Consider the following 16433-nt stretch of genomic DNA (forward strand, 5'->3'; position numbering starts at 1 on the left):
GCCCACGAGGTGAAGCGGAGTCGGAAGACCGCCTGAAGGCGGAACTACGAACCACCGGAGCGGGCCGTCAGATGGAGAGTAGGGCCTTGGCGTGGCGGAGTTCGGTGTCGAAGTCCGGGCCCTTGAAGCGGTCGGGAACCAGCGCGGGGTAGCTGCTGGTTGAGGCGGCGATGATCGACTGTGCCGCGCGCTTGCCGACAATGCCTTTCGAGGCCGACCAGGTTTCAAGCACGTCGGTCGGCCGGATGTCCGGGTTGTCGCGACGCGCGCTCTTCACCTCCCGGATCAGGAAGTCGAGGTCACGGTTGGAATACCAACCGGTCGCTTCGACGACCTGATCCAACTCCTCGCCCTCAAGCTCGATGCCGCGTCGGTGGAACATCGCCTTGAAGAACTCCTTCCGCTCGTCGCCCTCGAGATCGAAGATCGGAATCTGCTTCGGCGCGCGGCTCAGGACGTCGGGGTCGAGCAGGTCGGGGCGGGTGGTCATCAGGCACCAGATGACCTTCGAGAGCAGCCCCTTGTCGGACATCATCTTGATGATATTCGCCATTAGCCGCTTCTCGGTCTCGTGGGTGTCACCGGAATGGATGCTGCCGAAGGCGGCGTGGGCCTCATCGACGAGGATCGCGACCTTGCCGTAGATCTCGACGTAGCGCCGGACCATTTCGAAAAGCCGGTCGGTGCCGCCGAAGTCGGACGAGCGGATTTGCGAAAGCTCGATGACGATCCGCCCCGAGTCGGCGGCGTGGGCCTCGACGTTGAAAGTCTTGCCGACGCCATTCGGTCCCGAGACGACGAAGGCGGAGATCGCGGTGTCCGGGTCCTCGCAATCGCGGAAGATCCGTTTGATGGCATCGCGCGGCCCTTGGTAGCCGCACAGGTCGGCGTCGCCGTGGCGCGGGCGCTTGATCGTCACGACGCCGTCGAGCTGCGCCTTGAGCAATTCGTTGAGCAGTTCGTTCACGGCGTCGCGCGTGACCGGCTTGCCGGAGCGGGCCGACTCCTCGATGAGCGAGGAAATCGCGTTGAGTCCGAGGCCGGCTGACTCTTCGACGAAGTCATCGATCCCGTTTTCGAACTCGGGCGCGACCGACTCCGATTCCTTTTCCATCTCGGCGCTGCGGAACCGGACAAAGTGGCGCCGGGTGGCTTCGTCGGGGAAGCCGACTTCCACGACCTGGCTTGACGGAAGTGAGTAGATCCGGGAGTTCAGCTCGGCGCGGGTGTCGGCAACCAGGATGGTGACGTGGCCGCCAGCATGGTAGCCGAGATCGCTGAGCCAGCTCAGCAGCGTGGCGAGACGGTTGCGGTCGAGTTCGGAGAGCTTGCCGAATTCCCCCGGCGGAAAGAACGCGCCGGCCAGACGAACAATCGTGCACAGCGGCCGGACGAACTCACCGCGTTCCTGGGCGGCGCGGGCGAGCTCGGTGAGTTCACGCAGGAGGACGAGCGCGGCGCCGGGGCGCTGGCGGGTGCGGTCGAGCAATTGCTCCGGCGTCGGCGGTGCGGGCGCCTTTTTCGGTTCGGCCCGGCCGCGGAGGTGGCGGTTGACGATTTCCGATCCGAGATCGATGAGGCCACCGAGGGTGTCGCCGTTGTCGCGCATCGGACGCATCCCGCCGGCCCAGCCGATGGCTTCGAACAGAGAGCGCCGCTGGTCGCTGTCGTAGAAGCCGACACCCAGCGCGAGGTCGAGCCGGACCATGGTGAACTTTTCCCCGAACGACTGGCAGAGCCTGTCCTCGAGGGGCGAGTAGTCGGGGCGCTCGCGATCGGGAAAGATGCCCATCACGTCGCCGGTGAGAACGAAGACGCGTTTGCCGCGATGCTTCACGCCGTCGACCAGCGCTTCCATGAAGGGAGGGGTCGGCCCGGGTGCGAGCGGCTTGGTATCGGCGGTATCCATGATCAGTGCTTCCCGTTGCTGTCCTGATGGTCGTGGTCGAATTCCGAGATGTGCTGACGATGATCGGGGTCGAGCACGTCGTGGTGCACCTTGCGGCGCAGCTCGCGGAATTCGGGCGTGTCGATCGAGGTCGTCGGCCGCGGGTGGGCTCCGCCGAGCGCGGCCGTGAGGTCGCGGTCGGTCACGATCTTCGAGCCGACGCCGTCTTCCGCGCTATCGGCGGCATAGTACTGCGAAATCCCGATCACCCGCGTGCCGAGGAACAACGCCTCGTCGAGGTCGTGCGTGACGAAAATCACGGTCAGGCCGTTCTTCTCCGCCTGCTCGAGAATGAAGAGCTGCATGTCCTCGCGCGTGCTGTGGTCGAGCGCGCCGAAAGGCTCGTCCATCATCAGCACCTTCGGCTTCATGATCGTCGCCTGCGCGATCGCGACGCGCTGGCGCATGCCGCCGGAGAGCTCGTGGGGATACTTGTCGCCATCATTCCTGCTGAGGCCGATCCGGCCGAGCAGGTCGAACGCCTCGGCGCGCGACTCGCGTCGGACTCGGCGGTAGCGTGGGCCAATGCTTCGGACGAGCGATTCGAACGGTCCGGTTTGCTGGAGCAGCGGACCGAGCGCGATGTTGTCGGCGACCGTCAGGTGGGGGAAGAGCGAGTAGCGCTGATAAACGATGCCGGTTTTCGGCGTGACGTTGCGCACCGGTTCGCCATCGACGTGCACCGTGCCTTTGGTCGGAAACTGCGAACCGAGGATCAGGCGGAAGATGGTCGACTTACCGCAGCCGCTCGGGCCGACGATCGTCGTGAACTCGTGTTCGCGGATCGTCAGGTCGAGATCGCGGAAAACGGTGAATTCATCCCGCTCGAGCTTCGGCTTCCCTTCGTCCAGCTTCAGCTTCGGCTTCGAGCGGTAGGTCACCTCGACGTCGCGGACCTCGACGACCACCTTGCGTTCCGGGTTCGTGGTTTCGGGCGTTTCCATGCTCAGCGGCCCTCCAACCATTTGTAGCGATGCTTGATCCACTGGCTGATCGCGAAATCGAGCAGGAACATCAGCAGGGTGAGCCAGATCACGTAGACGATGGTCGAGTCCATCGCGGTGGTCCGGTAGAACTTGATGAAGATGCGATAGCCGATGCCGGCTTCCGCGGAGATCGATTCGCCGGCGATCATCAGCACCGCCATCACGCCGAGGTTGAGGCGGATGGTGTTGAGCACGTCCGGCCAGATTTGGGGAAACACGACCCGCCACGGCAGTTCGGTTTCACATGAGCCGAGGCTCTGGGCCTTGAAGAACTGCTGTCGCGGCAGCGAGCGGGCGCGCAGGTAGGTGTCGAGGCAGACCATCGGGAAAACCCCGAGCACGATCAGGGCGACCTTGGCGACCTCGCCGGTTCCCAAGGTCAGGAACAGGATCGATAGCAGCGCCAGCGCGGGGATCATGCTCAGGATGATCATGATCGTTTTGCCGAGCGACTCGGCCCACGGGTAGCTGCCCATCATCACGCCGATCGGAACCGCGAGCAGGATAACCGCCAGCGCCCAGCCCATGCGTTTGAAGCTGGCGAGCGTGTCCTTGTAGATCAGGAACTGGCGTTCGAGCCGCAGCTCCTTGCGGCGCTCGCTTTCGCGCTCCGGCGCGGGGATCGGCAGCGCGACCTTCTTCGCCGCGTCGACCAGCTTGCCGACGGTCGGCATCAGCTTGGCGCGATCGGTCTCCGCCAGTTCAGACGACTTCCGTACGTAGGTGAAGCACAGGAGCAGGACCGGAAGCAACGTCAGCGCGAGCTTTCCGAACCAGGGAATCCGGGCATCGGTGCGGAGGAAGGTCATGGGTTTGGAGTGCGGTGGCTTGCCACCGCTTTCGAGCTGCCTGGACTGGGGGTCTCCCTTCGAGCGTGGCCGGAAGGGAAAGGAGGGCTGTTTTTTGGCGAAAGCGACGAGTGCGGTGGCTCGCAAAGCGGTGTCGCCGCTCCGCTCTGCCACCGCACTCCAGATGTTTACTCCGCGGCGACCGGCTTGAAGCGGAGCTTCACGTTGCTCTTGTCGCCGAGCACTTCGCTGTCGGCGAACTCGATACCGATGTAGCCGGCATCGTCGGCGTCCTCGCCAAGCAGGCCCTGGTCGAAGCAGAAGTCGCGGACCAGCGTGGTCGCCTGCTTGTGCGCCTTGCTGGTCAGCGCCTCCTTCATGGTGTCAGGCGTGTAGTAGAAGAAGGTCGTCTTCAGCTGCGCCTTGGCTTCCGGGACCGTGACGTTCGCCGCCTGCGCGACGGTCGCGATCAGGTCCTCGGCTTCCTGGCCGCCGCCGTTGAGCGTGGCCATGGCCTCGAACCAGGCACCGGAGATCGCTTTGGCGAGCTTCGGGTCCTCTTTCAGCAGGTCGGTCCGCATCACGAATCCGTCGAGGATCTCGCCGGGAATCTTCGAGGAATTGAAGACGTCCTTCACGCCCGGTTGCTGCATCAGCCCGAGGGCGTGCGGGTTCCAGGTGGCGGTCGACTTCAGTTCGGCGTCATCGCTGGTGAAGCCGCTGACGATGCCCTTCTCGGCGCGGTGGGCGAACTTGAAGTCCGACTCCTTCAGGCCGCCGAGCACGATGCCGCGGTAAACGAGGTAGTGGCTGACGGTGAACTCCTCGCCGTAGACGGTCGTTCCTTTCAGCCCGGACACCGAGTCGGTGCCGACGGCGAGCCACTTGTCGTTGCCGTTCGAGTAGTCACCGACGACGAAGAACGAGCAGTCGATGCCGGCCTGGCTGATCAGGGTCAGGGCGTCCATGGTGGTGACCGGCACGACGTCGATGTTCTTCGCCTTGAAGGCGTCGATCGATGCGACATAGCCGAACTCCTCGACCTTGATCTTGATGCCGTTCTTGTCGGCGTGCTTCTTGAGAAGCCCGGTATCCTCGAGGTACTTCACCGGGCACCACCCGATGTAGTTGCTCCAGCCGAAGGTGTAGTCGCCGTCTGCCTGGGCGAAGGCCGACGACGTCGCGGCGGCCGTGAGGATCAGGGCGGTAATGCTAGCTTTCATGGTATTCTTTGTGGGGTGGGGTTGGGCGACGCGCCTCAGGCTTTGAGTTCGCCTTCGTCGTCGCGTTTCGTTTCTTCTGGGGTGCCCTCCGGCAGGTCTGCCGCGAGCATCTCGTCGAGCAGGTCGAGGCCGGCCTGTTCGGCCATGGCGGTTTCGAGTTCGACGTCGATCGAGTCGGCCGAAGCGCCTTCGAGGTCGGACTTGATCTTCGCCTGCTGCTTCATCTGGGAAATCCGGTTGGTGACCGTGTTGAGCACCGAGCGGTCCGACGAGGCCTCGAGGCCGCTGAGGCGGTCCATGAGCTCGGACGTTGTCTTGGCATCGACGTAATCGGCGATGGCTTGTGCCTTCTGATCGTCGAGTCCCTTGATCTCGCGCTGGCGCTTGGCGAGCTGCGTCTTGAGCTGGTCGAGTCGTCCCTGGCGCTCGGCCAGTTCCGGCTCGAGGCGTGCCTGCAGTTCGTCCTCGGTGCGCACCTTGCCCTGGAAGTCGATGAAGGCCTGTTGCCACTTCATCACGTCAGCGTCGGTCTGCGCCTGCTCGCGGGTCAGGCCCTTGGCCTTGAGCACCTTGGCGAGCTGGAACTTCGCGGCATCGCGCTTCTTGATCAGCTCTTCCTCGCGGTCGAGGCTTTCATCGAGGCGCTTCTTGCTGGCCTCGACATTGGCGGCAAGGGTCGAGACCGCCTTGATGAACTCGGCGTGGTCCTTGATCTCCTTGTCCTTCTGGATGTCGAAGGCCATGCCGACACCTTCCGCGGAGGAGGTGAAGGTCTCTTCGGCCGCTTGGTTCACTTTGCCACCTGCCCACAGCCATTTGAAGCTGAGGAACCGGCCGATCGCTTTGAATAGTCCCATGGTCTTAGTTGGTTTCTGTTTCGGTTGGGGTGAGGTTTTCCGTGTTGGTCAGGAAGTCGCGGATTTCCGCTTCAGCGGCCTCGGCCGCCTCGACGATGTCCGAAAGGCGCTTTGCCGGGTTGTTGATCGATTGGTCGAATTCGGACCGTCCGGCGTCCGAGAGGTAGGCGCTTTTCAGCGCCGCCTCCAGTTCGTTCGACCGGGCGATGAGCTCGTCGCGCCGCGCCGCAAGCTGGTCGTAGCGGCCGATTTGCTGGCTGTGGGCGGCGAGCTTGCTGTCGAGCACCGAGTGATTGGCGTCGGGCAGCTCCTTCTGGGCGATCCACATTTCGGACTCCTGACGGAGCTGGACGATGTCGATGCCCGACAAGGCGGTGTGGATTTCCGCGGCGCGGCGCAGGTGCGCGACGCCCGCCGAGCGGGCGGACTCGGCGAGCCCGAGCCGGTTGCCGACTCCCGTGCCCAGCTTCGCCTCGGCGCGCGTCTCCAGAAACTCGGTATACTGCGAGTAGGCTTCCGAAAGCTCGTGGGCTTCCTTCGCGGCTTCCGCCAGTCCGATGCTTTCGCACATCTCGCGGATTTCCGAGAGCGCCGACCGCCGGTCGTTCTTGAGCTGTTCCATCATCCAGCGGACGTGCCGCTTGGCGAGCGTCTCGCCGCGGATCCACAGGTTGAAAACGAAGGCCGCGGCACCGACCACGCCGAGCACCACCGATGCGAACACACCGAGAAAGCCCCACGAGAAGGCCCCGGTGAGCAGCAGCACCCCGGCGGCGAGCGCGAGCGGGATGACGGTGAGTGGTGATTGGATGCATTGGGTGCGGACGGCTTTGAAGATGGCTTCCTGGTCAGTCAGGTCCTGAAGGCTGACTTGCGTTGGGCGGCCATCCTTCTTCGGCATGATGGATGTGGTTTTGATGGAAAGGGACTACAGGCCGCCCCGCTCGAGCAGGATGGCTTCGACACGTGGCACGCGGCCGCGGTAGGCGCGCGAGCGTGGGTTTTCTCCGGGGCGGACGGGGGGCGGCTCGGACGAGCCGGCGCCTTCGATGCGGAGCCGGTCCTCGTCGAAGCCGTGGACCAGCACGAGGCGCTTCATCACGACCTCGGCGCGGAGGGCGGACAGCTTGCGGTTCTCCTCGCTGTCGGAGCCGCCGGTGTGGCCGCGGATCACCACGCGGTAGTTCGGGTAGTTCACGTCGAGCAGCTTGGCGACCTTGTCGATCTCCTCGGCCGCTCCAACCTCGAACTCGGTGCCGTTGCGGAATCGGATCGGCCGCACCTGCAGCTTCGCGACTTCCTTGAGTCGGTCCCACTGGGTGTCGGAAAGCGGTTCGAAGTCGATCTCGCCGGAGCCGTTCTGACCGAGCGCGCGGGGTGCGGTGTTCTTCAGTGCCTCCAGCACGCGCTTGTTGATCAGGCGGTAGGGATCGCGGACTTCGGAAGCACCGAGCCGGCCGGTGTCGGCGAGGACATCGGCGCAGGAGAGAATGGTGTCGATCACGCCTTCCTTCGCGGTGATCGCGTTGCCGGAGGTTTCGACGCCGAACTGCTGCAGGCAGTTGTCGTGCAGGTCGAGCCAGTCGATCTTGTTCTCGTCGACGATCTTCTTCACCGCGTCGCGGTCGATGTCGGCCCAGCGCGCCATGTCGGTCACGCGCTCCTCGGCGTTGCGGCGGTAGTGGTCGAAGGCGCGGAAGTAGGCCTTGAAGTAGCGCAGCACGTCGTCCTCGCGCTGGGCGAGCGTGCGCTTGTTGACGACGAAGTAGTCGACGATGTAGCCGGCGAACTTGTCCGAGCCCCAGACGTATTCGAGGTTCGGGTTCTTCGCCAGGGCGCGGGAGATGTCGGGCTCCCACATCACGAAGACGTCGCCCTTGGCATTCATCGAGCGCTCGTAGACTTCCTCCGACGAACCGACCGGCACGCGCCAGTCGGCGCGCTTGCCACCCGCGGCTTCGTCAGCCGCCTTGAGGTTGAAGAAGTCGAGGTCCTTGACCGTGATGTCCACCAGGAACTGGCTCGGGCTTTCGCCGGTGTAGACCCACTTCAGCGACGCGTCGTTGAGGTCGGCGACGTCGCCGTTCGGCAGCGCGTCCTTGAGTGCGACGATCCCGTCGCCGCCGTTCGAGCGGGCGATTGCCACCGTGATCACGCCCGGGAAGTTGTTGCGGCGTCCGTGGATCAGATACTCGGCGGCGGGGATCGCGATGATGTCGTATTCGCCCTTGGCCAGCTTGTCGACGCGCTCGGAGACCGCGGCGCCGTCATCGATCCATTCGATGCCGAGTCCCTGGCGGACGGCTTCCTTCTTCGTCTGGATCGACGAGGCGAAGAAATAGCCGAGGTAGCCGTCGCCGGCGATCTTCAGGGTCGAGTTCACCTTGGCGTCCGAGATCTCGCGCTCGAACTGCTCGGCCTTCTTCCGTGCCTCTTCCTCCTGATGCTTCTTGAAGAACGGCTTGATGGCGAACCACGCGCCCGCGATCACCGCGCAGACGGTGAAGAGCAGGATGGCGAGCTTGGAGGCGTTGTTCATTCGGGGGTGTACGGTCCGGAAAGGACGAATCGTGTTAGAGGTCGGCGCTGTCGTCCAGCTCGGCGAGGGTTTCCTTCATGGCGTCGAGCAGCTCCTGCTCGTCCTGGGCGGTCATGTAGTTCTCCGAGTAGCGGCGCAGCGGGTGCTCGTTGCGGATGCGGAAGCCGATGGTGTAGATCGGCACGTGGTAGTCGCGGGCCATGACGATCGATTGGTTGAAAGCGGACCCGTCACTGGCCTGGCCGTCGGTCACGACGATCAGCCGGATGTCGCCGTAGCGGAGCTGTTTCTGGAACTGGTCGATCAGCGACTTGGTGCCGGCCTTGATCGCGGCCCCGAGCGGGGTGCTGCCGCCGGCCTGGACGCCGGCGATCTTCTTCTTCAGTTCGGCGCGTTGATCGTCGCCGCGCCCGAGCGGAACCAGTTCGGCTCCGGCGAGGTTGTTGCGGTCGAAGACGAACAGCCCGATGTTGAGGTCGTCGGGTGCCCCTTGGATGAAGGAAGTCACCGCGCGCCTCGCTTCCGCGATCGGCGAGCCGGTCATGCTGCCGCTGCCGTCGAAGATGATGTAGGCATTCGAGCTCGGGTCCATCTTCGATCCGGGAGGAGTCGTGTTCGGAATGGGCTCGCGGTCGTTCGAACCCTTGGCCGCCTTGCTCACGACGAGCGGGCTTTCGAAGGCCTCCTCGCGGGCGACCGTCACGGTGTTCGATTTCTCACAGGAGACCATCAGCAGGCCGGTGAGGGCCAGCGGTCCGGTCATGGCGAATTTGATCCACATGGTTTCGGGTGGTTCGGGTTGGGGATCAGAAGTCGATTTTGACATCGTCACCCACCTCGAGCACTTCGAGTCGCTCGAGGATGATCACGCCGCGGCGGTTCTCGGCGCGCTTCTTCGGGGTATCCGCATTCTCGTAGACCGGGGCGGTCGAGCCGCGGCCGACGGCCACGATGCGGTTCTCGTCGAGGTTCAGTCCCTTGTCCTCGCAGAAGTCGACGAAGGCGTCGCGCAGTGCCTCGGCGCGCTCGGCCGACTTGGTCTTGAGCGAGCGATCGAGCAAAGTGGCGGTCTGCTGGGTCGGGGGCGACGACATCCGTAGTACTTTCTGGATCTTGCCGAGCAGCACCTTGTCGTTGTTCTGCAGTGCCTCGCGCAGGCGGGTCAGCAGGTAGCCGTCGGCGTGGGCCTCGATGATCATCGTGGTGCCGGCGTAGGTGTCGACCATGTTCATCGCCTGACTGAAGTAGTCGTTCAGTGCGGCGTCGCTTTTGTCGAAGTTGTCCTGGTTGGCGGCGAAGGGGACGGTGAAGTCGAAAAGGGCGGTGTCACGCTCGTCCAGCTCGGGGTTCTCGAGAAGGAACTCCTCGACCTTCTGTTGGGCCTGCTCGGTCGACTTGAAGACCGACTTCGCGATCTTCACTTCACCGGCGTACTTCAGGCCGGCACCGAGAGCGGCCCAATCCCAGCCTGCGACCGGCATTTCGAAGCGTCCGATGCCGCGGCCTGCCTTGTCGAAGGCAACCTGGATTTCCTCGGTGAGTGTCTCGATACTGCGGGTCGTGCCTTGGCCGGTGAAGAACGCGACGTTGCCGGCGTGGCCGACCAGTTCGGCTTCGGAGAGCATCGCCTCGGTGTCGCCAACGAGCCCGGCGTCGCCCAGAAGCAGCTCGGCGGATGACGACATCAGCTTGCGCCATTCACCGGAGCTCTTGTCGAGATCACGCAGCGACTCCTCGGCCTTGAGCAGTCCCTTCACGAAGCCCTCGACCTTGGGCCGGTTCTTCTCGAAGTAGTCCTTCCGGACCGCGTACACATCCGGGATGATCCGGCTGGCCTGCTTCGAGGTGAAAAGGATGCGCGCGCCTTTGACGGCGAAGTCACCTTCGGTGAGCGCTGCGGCATCGGGCGAGATCACCCACACGGCGTCGATGTCTTCCTGGGCCTCGAACAGCTCCGGCGGCGAGACGATCTTGTCGCCCTTGCCGTCCAGCGGCGCGGCGAGCTCGGGGAGGTAGTGGAACTTCACCTTGCCCGGATCGACGCCGGCGTCCTGGAGCACCTTGATCGCCGGGTGCTCGTGCGGACCGTAGAGCTGCACGGCCACCGACTTGATGTCCTTGATCGACTTCACACGGTCGCGCACGACGAGGCAGTCGCCGCCATTGCTCCAGGAGAGCTGGTAGACGACGACGAGATCGGTGCCGGCATTCTGGAACGCCTTGCGGGCCTGCAGGATCATCGGAAGGGTGCCGCGCAGGTAGGGCGAGTTGCCGTTCAGGCAGTTGGTGACCTGGACCGGAAAGTTGTCTTCGCGGTAGAGGCTGACACCGGCCAGCGTGCCGTTGGATGTCGCGAGCTGGGTGGCGACGTCGGCGCCCCAGGCGATGACCGGGACCTTCTTGTCATTGGTGACCGGCTTGAGGCTCTTCGGAGCGGAAGCCTCGAGCGGCTTGTAGGTGAGGAGGTCCGCCTTCTGGGCCGTGGCCGTCATCGGAATGGCGGAGGCGAAGAGTGATGCGGCCAGCAGTGCGAGCTTCGGGGTCTTCATGGTTCGGATTCTTCGGGAGTTCACCCCAGTAGAAAGGGGCATTGTTCGGGGAAATAAACCCAAAAACGGGAACGATCCGGAAATGGACGACAAATGTCCGGGATTGGGCCGGATCGAGGCGGATAGCAGAGGAATGATCACGCTCGGATCGTGGAGGATCCCGCGCTAACAGGCCATTACACGCTGGGGGGCGGTTTGGAAGAGGTAGGGTGGGGTGCCGGGGCTCCGCAGCCCCCTGAAGGGGGAACTACGAACCACACAGGCGCGCCACTGGGGTTTGTAGTTCCCCGTTTACGGGGTCCCATCGGTCCGGAAGACTGCCTGAAGGCGTTCCGACAAAAACCTTAATACCGCTCCCTCGCCTATCAGCTCCCGCGACTGGGTTTTGTAGCTCCCCGTTTAAGGGGTCAAAGGTCCGAGTCGTCCCAGCCTTGGCCGTAGCTGAGGATCGGGTGGGTTCGCCAGAGCTCTGCCGCTGCGTCGCGGCCGATTTCATCGAGAAAGCTACCGGCGCTGGAGAACGGCCATTCGGTCCACTGCTCGGCGTAGCCGTGATGGACCGAATTGTGATGGATGTAGTTCAGCGTCGCCCAGAAGTGCCCGGCGCTCCGCATTCCCCGGTCCGAGACGCCGTGCCAGATCTTGCGGCCACGTTGGCTATCTTTGCCGTTCCACTCGTATGAGGTGCGTCCGTGGAGTCGTGTCAGAGACTTGATGGCGGCCTTCAGGTCGTCCGTTCGGATTAACAGATGGTAGTGGTTGGGGAGGACGCACCACGCGGCGGGGTGGGTGGGAAGCGCTTCCAAGAGGCTCTCGCTGAACTCCGCCATTCGCTCGGGAGTGGCACCGATGATCGGCTGGTGGTTGTAGCAGGCCGCCGTGAGATGGTAGTGGATGCAGCCTTGCTCGAAATGAGGCGGGCGGTGCCATGGACGCTGCAGCTTTTGGCGGTAGCGCAAGACCTCGGCGCGTTGGGTGGCAGTGAGGCGGCGCCAGAGGGAGGGCATGGGTCGGAGGCGGGTTCGGGGGACGGATTCTCCGCAGCCCCCTGAAGGGGGAACTACGAACCACACAGGCGCGCCACTGGGGTTTGTGGTTCCCCGTTTACGGGGTCAGGTGGGGATGGTGGTGCGGAGGATGGTGGAAGTGCCCTGAGAGCGGAGCTGATCCGAGCCGACCGGCAGGAGGAAGAAGTCCCCCTTTGTGAACGTCCTACCGTCCGCCTCCGCAACCTGACCCTCGGCGACGGAGAAGATGGAGAAACGGTCGGCCTTGGCGTTGCCGAACGATTCGCCATCCGAGAGGTCGAGCTTTTCGACCCGGAAGTATTCGCACTCCGCCAGCACCGTGCCGTTCGCTTCGTCCATGCCGGGTTCGTAGTCGTTGAAGTCGATGCTGCGCAGCGACGACTCGACGTGCAGCTCGCGCGGCTGGCCATCGAGGCCCATCCGGTTCCAGTCGAACACCCGGTAAGTCGTATCCGAGTTCTGCTGGATCTCGTGGATCAGGAATCCGGCGCCAATCGCATGGAGGCGGCCGGAGGGAATGAAAATCGATTCGCCGGCGGTCGGTTCGATCGCATGAACCGCATCCGCCACCGTGCCGTCTCCGAGGGCCGTCTCGAAGTCGCCGCGTGTCACTCCGGCCTTCAGGCCGGCGTAGAGTTTGGCGCCGGGCTCGGCTTGCGCGATGTACCACATCTCGGTCTTCGGCTCGCCGCCGAGCGCCGGGGCGATCGCGGCCGGCGGGTGGACCTGGATCGAGAGGTCGTCGCGGGCGTCGAGGACTTTGATGAGCAGCGGAAAACGGGGCGACTCCGGCAGTCCGTCGCCGAAGATTTCCCCGCGGTGTCCGGTCCAGAGCTCGTGTAGGGTCTTTCCGGCCAGCGGTCCGTCGGCGACGACCGATTGCTCGTCTTCGCGATCCACGATTTCCCACGACTCGCCATAGGGTGCCCCGTCGGGCAAACGGCGGCCATACTCGCTTTCCAAAGTCCGGCCGCCCCAGACGCGCTGCATGTAGAGAGGGGTGAAGGAGATCGCTGACATCGTGCGCAGCTTGGGGAAGCCCCTGCCCAAAGTCGACCCCGCGGGACGGGTTCCCGGGAACTCATCGTTTGACCGGTCGCGGGAGATGGTGTCAGGAAGGCGGTGTTGATGATTCATTTCGAGCGAGTTCGACGATTGGCGGCGATCGCCCTGGCGGGTTTGGTTTTTTCGGGGTTTTGTTTTGCCCAGGACGCCCCGCCGGCGGATTCGGAGCTCTCCGATGCCATCGGTGCGAAGCGCGAGGCGCTTGAATCGTCGGATCTCGACGACAGCTTCAAGCAACCGGCCGTCGACAAGCTCGACGAGGCCGAGGGTCGTCTCAAGGACGCGCAGGATTACTCCGCCCGGGCCGAAGCCCTGAGAGAGGCGACGCCGGGTCTGCCCGCGGAAGCCGAGCGGCTGAAGGCCGAGCTTCAACAGGTGCCGGATTCGCCGGAGGCGATTGCCGAGGGCTCGGTTTCCGAACTGCGGGACCGCTATGAGACCGAGCGGGCCGCGGTGGCGGAATTGGAGGCGGAACTCAGCGAGGCGGAGCGGAAGCTGGTCGATCTCAAGGCCCGGCCGGTCGAAGTCGGCACCCGGCTGCCGCTCGCCAGTGCGGAGTTGTCGAGGACCGACGCCAAGCTCTCTGCCTTGGGTGATCCCGCTGCCGAGAGTCTCGTGGAGTCGGCGGACCGCCTTCTCCTCCAGGCCGAAAAGGCCGCCTTGCAGGCGGAGACCGAGATGTTGGAGCAGGAGCAGGTCGGGCAGGCGATGCGGGAGGAGGTCGCGGACTTGGAAAAGCAGCTGCTCGAAGCTCAACTCGCGAACCGCAGGTCCACCGTGGTGGCCCTCGAAGAAAAGCTGAAGTCGCAGCTTGAGGGTGAGGTCAACGAGTTGCGGAAGCTGGTCGATGAGATCGCCGCAGACGCCGCGGATGCCGACCCGGAAATCCGCCAGCTCGCCTCGGAACTGCCGGGTCTCGTGGATCGGCTGGAATCGACGGCGGACGAGATTTCCGACACCGGCGAGAAGCTGGACGACAGTCGGCGGAAACTTGAGAAGCTCCGGCGCGAGGACCAACGGCTGAGGCGCGAGGTGCAGCTCGGCGGTCTGGAGGGAGCATTCTCCCAGGTGCTGCTCGACCAGCGCCGACGCCTGCCGGACCGTCGGGGACTCGACTACGACCTCCGGTTGCTGGAGGAGGAGATCAGCGAGGCGCAGCTCGCCGGGTTCCGCATCGACGACCTGATGGCCGAGCAGCGGCAGCTTGAGGAGACTTGGGAAGGCAATCGGGAAGCCGAGCCGGTGCTGCGGATGCGGGGCGAGCTGTTGGATCGGTTGGGTCGGAGCCAGCGGGCGCTGATTCAGGACCTCGCGCGGCTCGGTGCCGACGAGAAGGCCTACCGCGATCTGACGGTCGAGTTCTCCGAGTTCCTCTCCGAGCAGCTGTTTTGGCGAAGAAGCTCCAAGCCGATCGGGCGCGATTTCTTCGTCGATCTGCCCGGGTCCGTTGGCTGGGTGTTCGGGGCGGACCGGTGGCGGTCGCTGGGAGAATCGCTGATGTCGATCCCTTCGAGGCATCCGGTCGCGACGGTGGGCATCTGCCTGGTCCTGATCGGTCTCGTCGGCTTCCGTCCGAAGCTTCGGGCATCGATCGAGCACAGCGCCAAACGCATCCGCCGGATTTCGACCGACCGCCTGGTCCACACGCTTCGCGCACTGCTGGACAGCCTCCTGTTGGCGGCGCCCGTTCCGATCGCCTTGGGGTTTCTCTTCTGGGCTCTCTCAAGCGAACCCAAGGCGGATGACTGGGTTCGTGGGATCGGAGCCTGGTGCCATTGGGCTTCCTTCACACTGATGTGGATCCTGACCCTCCGTGAGCTGTCCCGGCCCGGCGGGGTCGGCCGGGTCCACTTCGGTTGGGAAAAAGAGGCTGCCGAGATCCTTCACAAGATGCTCGGCCGGTTCGCGCTGCTCTACTTGCCGGCGCTACTGCTCGCGAGCCTTACCGTCTTTGAGGAAGACTCGCGGTATTTCGACAGCATCGGCCGACTCGGTTTCATCGCTTCGCAGATCGGCATCACGGCGATCTTCCTGAAGATGTTCCGGCCCTCGACCGGGGTGTTCGCCGCCGTGGTGAAGGAGCGCCCGGACCGGTTGCTGTCGAAATGGAGCGGCATCTGGTATGCGCTCGTGGTCGCCGTGCCGGCGACGTTGGCGATCCTCGCCGCTCTCGGTTACGCGCTGACGGGGATGATTCTGAGCGAGGTGTTTCAAGCTTCGCTTCGCTGGTTGGGCGCCGGAGTCGTTCTCTACGGGGTTCTCTTGAGATGGTTCCTGATCAAGGAACGGCGGATCGCGCTGAGCGAGGCGATCCAAGAGCGGAAAGAGCGCCGGGAGGCGGCCGAGAAGCCTCCGGAGGGCGGGGAGGAGACGGTCACGGTGGATGATGAGGAGATTGAGCCGAAGCTCGACGAGGTCGCACGCCAGACCCGGCGCTTGCTCCGCTCGCTCATCGGCATCGGAGTGCTGGTCGCGATTTGGTACACGGTCAGCAATGCGCTGCCGGTCGATCAGGCGGCGGGGGAGATTGCGGTCGCGGGCAGTCTGGATTGGCTCGGCGTGATGCAGGCGATCCTCATCGTTTTGGTGACATTCACCGTGGTCAAGAATCTGCCGGGACTCCTCGATCTCGGCGGCATGCGTGAGTCGGGCATGGCGCCCGGCACTCGCTATGCGGTCGCGACCCTTTGCCAATATGCCCTCGCCGCGATCGGCATCTTCCTCGTCGTGCAGGCACTGGAGATCGATGGCGCGCGCTTCGGCTGGATCGCCGCCGCCCTGAGTGTCGGGCTCGGTTTCGGTCTGCAGGAAATCGTCGCGAACTTTGTCTGCGGCATCATCATTCTGTTCGAGCGCCCGGTGCGCGTCGGGGACGTCGTGACGGTCGGCGAGGTCACCGGCACGATTTCCCGGATCCGCATGCGGGCGACGACGATCACCAACTGGGACCGTCAGGAATTCGTCGTCCCGAACAAGGACTTCATCACCGGTTCGCTGATCAACTGGACGCTCTCCAGCCCGGTCAACCGACTGACGATCGAGGTCGGGGTGGCCTACGGCAGCGACACCACCAGGGCCCGCGAGATTCTGACCGAAGTGGCCACCAACCATCCGGTGGTGCTCGCGGATCCGGCGCCGCTGATCACTTTCGACCAGTTCGCCGACAGCACGCTGAACCTTGCGATGCGAATCTATCTGCCGAATATGGACAACCGCCTGAAGACCCGCACCGAGATCCACGAGGAGATCGACCGACGCTTCAAGGAGGCCGGAATCGAGATCGCCTTCCCGCAGCGCGATCTGCACATCCGGAGCGTCCCGAACGAGATGATCCGGGGCCGGGCGACCGAAGAATCCCCTGAAATCGGGGATCAGGAGCAGAATTCCTAGGTTTTCCTGATTATCCGGCTCCGGAAAACAAGCCTTGCTCCCTCCTAGGCGTCGGGGGAT

At 64.2% G+C, this 16433-nt stretch carries 12 protein-coding genes; 1 reads left to right on the top strand and 11 read right to left on the bottom strand.

Translation table 11 applies throughout. From position 1 onward, the window contains the following. Nucleotides 1–67: 67 nt before the first annotated feature. The 11 genes from HAHE_RS11630 to HAHE_RS11680 all read right to left on the bottom strand — a co-directional run bounded on the left by HAHE_RS11630 (nt 68) and on the right by HAHE_RS11680 (nt 12938). Nucleotides 68–1909, bottom strand: a complete 1842-nt coding sequence (locus HAHE_RS11630; protein ID WP_338684630.1) for an AAA family ATPase — start codon at nt 1907–1909, stop codon at nt 68–70. 2 nt (nt 1910–1911) lie between these two features. Beyond that, on the bottom strand, nt 1912–2892 hold the full coding sequence (locus tag HAHE_RS11635; RefSeq protein ID WP_338684632.1) for an ABC transporter ATP-binding protein: 981 nt from the start codon (nt 2890–2892) through the stop codon (nt 1912–1914). Nucleotides 2893–2894: 2 nt separating this feature from the next. Beyond that, complete coding sequence (locus HAHE_RS11640) at nt 2895–3743, bottom strand: ABC transporter permease (RefSeq protein ID WP_338684634.1); 849 nt, start codon at nt 3741–3743, stop codon at nt 2895–2897. A 167-nt stretch (nt 3744–3910) separates the two neighbouring features. Then, the gene (locus HAHE_RS11645) at nt 3911–4945 is read right to left on the bottom strand and encodes a hypothetical protein (RefSeq protein WP_338684636.1); all 1035 of its coding nucleotides are present in this window, start codon (nt 4943–4945) and stop codon (nt 3911–3913) included. 35 nt (nt 4946–4980) lie between these two features. After that, complete coding sequence (locus HAHE_RS11650; RefSeq protein WP_338684638.1) at nt 4981–5802, bottom strand: hypothetical protein; 822 nt, start codon at nt 5800–5802, stop codon at nt 4981–4983. Between the two features lie 4 nt (nt 5803–5806). Further along, nucleotides 5807–6703, bottom strand: coding sequence for a hypothetical protein (locus HAHE_RS11655; protein WP_338684640.1), 897 nt, complete (start codon nt 6701–6703; stop codon nt 5807–5809). A 27-nt stretch (nt 6704–6730) separates the two neighbouring features. Further along, nucleotides 6731–8341, bottom strand: a complete 1611-nt coding sequence (locus HAHE_RS11660; protein WP_338684642.1) for a phosphate ABC transporter substrate-binding/OmpA family protein — start codon at nt 8339–8341, stop codon at nt 6731–6733. A 34-nt stretch (nt 8342–8375) separates the two neighbouring features. Next, the gene (locus HAHE_RS11665; RefSeq protein WP_338684644.1) at nt 8376–9122 is read right to left on the bottom strand and encodes a vWA domain-containing protein; all 747 of its coding nucleotides are present in this window, start codon (nt 9120–9122) and stop codon (nt 8376–8378) included. 25 nt (nt 9123–9147) lie between these two features. Continuing rightward, nucleotides 9148–10890, bottom strand: a complete 1743-nt coding sequence (locus HAHE_RS11670) for a hypothetical protein (protein WP_338684646.1) — start codon at nt 10888–10890, stop codon at nt 9148–9150. Nucleotides 10891–11297: 407 nt separating this feature from the next. Then, nucleotides 11298–11897 carry a transposase gene (locus HAHE_RS11675; protein WP_338684648.1) on the bottom strand — a complete coding sequence of 200 codons (600 nt, stop codon included), beginning with the start codon at nt 11895–11897 and terminating at the stop codon, nt 11298–11300. A 105-nt stretch (nt 11898–12002) separates the two neighbouring features. Next, nucleotides 12003–12938, bottom strand: a complete 936-nt coding sequence (locus HAHE_RS11680) for a type I phosphomannose isomerase catalytic subunit (protein ID WP_338684650.1) — start codon at nt 12936–12938, stop codon at nt 12003–12005. A 135-nt stretch (nt 12939–13073) separates the two neighbouring features. Between HAHE_RS11680 and HAHE_RS11685 the strand changes: the two genes are divergently transcribed. Then, nucleotides 13074–16373 carry a mechanosensitive ion channel domain-containing protein gene (locus HAHE_RS11685; RefSeq protein WP_338684652.1) on the top strand — a complete coding sequence of 1100 codons (3300 nt, stop codon included), beginning with the start codon at nt 13074–13076 and terminating at the stop codon, nt 16371–16373. The last annotated feature ends 60 nt before the right edge of the window (nt 16374–16433 follow it).

The sequence above is a fragment of the Haloferula helveola genome (genome assembly GCF_037076345.1).
Lineage (GTDB): Bacteria > Verrucomicrobiota > Verrucomicrobiia > Verrucomicrobiales > Akkermansiaceae > Haloferula > Haloferula helveola.